We start from the raw sequence: 1,603 nt of genomic DNA on the forward strand, positions 1-1,603 counted from the left end.
GGGTTCACGGTGGTCATGGCCCTGCTGGACCCGCACCCCGCGCTGAAGGTCACAGCCCCCGAAAGCCCCATGATCGATGGCTGGATGGGCGATGACTGGTATCATTACGGGGCGTTCCGGCAGGGGGGCCTCGACTACTTTACCGAACAGATGAGCGAACGCGGCGAGGGGCATACCATCCCGCGCGTCGGTCAGGATGATTACAGCAATTTCCTTTCCGCCGGGTCGGCGGAACAGTTCGCGCATGATGCGGGGCTGGATCAGTTCCCGTGGTGGCAACGTATGCTGGCCCATCCGGACTATGACGCATTCTGGCAGCAGCAGGCCCTTGACCAGCTTCTGGCGCGGCACGGACTGACCATCCCGACACTATGGGTAGAAGGACTGTGGGACCAGGAAGACATGTGGGGGGCGATCCACGCATGGCAGACGGTGCAGGCCACCCATCCCACGGTCCCCAATGTCATGGTGATGGGGCCATGGCGGCATAGCCAGGTCAATTATGACGGCTCATCCCTTGGGCCACTACACTGGAATGGGGATACGGCGTCGCAGTTCCGCCATGACGTACTGCGCCCGTTCTTTGACCAGTACCTGCGCACCAATGCACCCGCGGTACATCTGCCGCAGGCCATCCTGTACAATACCGGGCAGAACCGCTGGGACTATATCGACCACTGGCCGCAGGTGTGTGACGGGCAGTGCCCGCATCCGCTGCAGCCCCTGTTCGTGCAGGCGGGCCATGGCCTGTCCACCCAAAAGCCCGGACAGGGTGCGCAGGCATCGGACCGTTATGTGTCCGACCCGCAGCATCCGGTGCCGTTCCTTGCCCGGCCCTTTTCCTTTGCAACCGATGGGGACCGGTGGAAGACATGGCTGGTGCAGGACCAGCGATCGGCTGAAAGCCGCCCCGATGTCCTGACCTATGAAACCCCGGTCCTGACCACGCCCATCCGGGTCAGTGGCGTGCCGGTGGCGGACCTGTATGCCGCCACCACCGGGTCGGATGCGGACTGGGTGGTGAAGGTGATTGACGTCAACCCGCCCACCACCGCCGACCGCCCCGAAATGGGCGGATATGAACTGCCGGTATCGATGGATATTTTCCGGGGGCGCTACCGCCATGACGTCGCGCACCCGACCGCCATTACTCCCGCTCAGGTAGAGCGCTACCGCTTTACCCTGCCGGTCATAAACCATGTCTTTCAGCCCGGTCACCGGATCATGGTCCAGATCCAGTCCAGCCTGTTCCCGTTATATGACCGCAACCCGCAGAAATTCGTGCCCAGCATCCTGCAGGCGCGCCCGCAGGATTATGTTGCGGCGACACAGGACATCTATCATGACCCCGCCCATCCTTCCGCCGTCTGGCTGCCCGTGCTGCCCTAAATAATTCTTCAAACAACCTATTGATTAAAAACAATAAAACTTTTTGGGTGCCGTCTTTTTTTAAAAAAGGCGGCATTCTCTGAAGCTTTTTTGGGGTCTGTTGGGAATTATACTTTTTCAAAGTCACCAAATGTGATTCAAAATCCGTATGGATCGCTTCGTACTGACAGACGCCCAATGGGCGCAAATGGAACCGCTGTGCCTTGGCAAGAAA

The 1,603-nt window shown here is 59.8% G+C and carries 1 protein-coding gene; it reads left to right on the forward strand.

The window, feature by feature from the left end:
* A partial coding sequence (locus F1542_RS02200; protein ID WP_193731592.1) for a CocE/NonD family hydrolase occupies nt 1-1,389 on the forward strand: 1,389 nt, incomplete at its 5' end.
* Nucleotides 1,390-1,603 lie beyond the last annotated feature (214 nt).

The organism is Komagataeibacter sp. FXV3, from assembly GCF_015155755.1.
Lineage (GTDB): Bacteria > Pseudomonadota > Alphaproteobacteria > Acetobacterales > Acetobacteraceae > Komagataeibacter.